Source organism: Vibrio penaeicida, from assembly GCF_030689305.1.
GTDB lineage: Bacteria > Pseudomonadota > Gammaproteobacteria > Enterobacterales > Vibrionaceae > Vibrio > Vibrio penaeicida_B.
In genome coordinates this window covers 1-1,076 of the sequence record NZ_JAUYVM010000061.1, presented here as the reverse complement: position 1 = coordinate 1,076, position 1,076 = coordinate 1, and the positions used below count along the sequence as shown (strand labels likewise).

Below are 1,076 nucleotides of genomic sequence, written 5' to 3'. Positions count from 1 at the left end.
ATCGTATAAGGAGGTGATCCAGCCCCAGGTTCCCCTAGGGCTACCTTGTTACGACTTCACCCCAGTCATGAACCACAAAGTGGTAAGCGTCCCCCCGAAGGTTAAACTACCTACTTCTTTTGCAGCCCACTCCCATGGTGTGACGGGCGGTGTGTACAAGGCCCGGGAACGTATTCACCGTGGCATTCTGATCCACGATTACTAGCGATTCCGACTTCATGGAGTCGAGTTGCAGACTCCAATCCGGACTACGACGCACTTTTTGGGATTCGCTCACCATCGCTGGTTGGCCGCCCTCTGTATGCGCCATTGTAGCACGTGTGTAGCCCTACTCGTAAGGGCCATGATGACTTGACGTCGTCCCCACCTTCCTCCGGTTTATCACCGGCAGTCTCCCTGGAGTTCCCGACATTACTCGCTGGCAAACAAGGATAAGGGTTGCGCTCGTTGCGGGACTTAACCCAACATTTCACAACACGAGCTGACGACAGCCATGCAGCACCTGTCTCTCAGTTCCCGAAGGCACAAGACTGTCTCCAGTCTCTTCTGAGGATGTCAAGAGTAGGTAAGGTTCTTCGCGTTGCATCGAATTAAACCACATGCTCCACCGCTTGTGCGGGCCCCCGTCAATTCATTTGAGTTTTAATCTTGCGACCGTACTCCCCAGGCGGTCTACTTAACGCGTTAGCTCCGAAAGCCACGGCTCAAGGCCACAACCTCCAAGTAGACATCGTTTACGGCGTGGACTACCAGGGTATCTAATCCTGTTTGCTCCCCACGCTTTCGCATCTGAGTGTCAGTATCTGTCCAGGGGGCCGCCTTCGCCACTGGTATTCCTTCAGATCTCTACGCATTTCACCGCTACACCTGAAATTCTACCCCCCTCTACAGTACTCTAGCCTGCCAGTTTCAAATGCGGTTCCGAGGTTGAGCCCCGGGCTTTCACATCTGACTTAACAAACCACCTGCATGCGCTTTACGCCCAGTAATTCCGATTAACGCTCGCACCCTCCGTATTACCGCGGCTGCTGGCACGGAGTTAGCCGGTGCTTCTTCTGCAGCTAACGTCAAGATAT

Annotated in this window: 1 rRNA gene; it reads right to left on the bottom strand. The window is 53.8% G+C overall.

The features are described 5' to 3' along the window. Nucleotides 1-6: 6 nt before the first annotated feature. A 16S ribosomal RNA gene (locus Q8W40_RS27975) occupies nt 7-1,076 on the bottom strand; the annotation flags it as partial.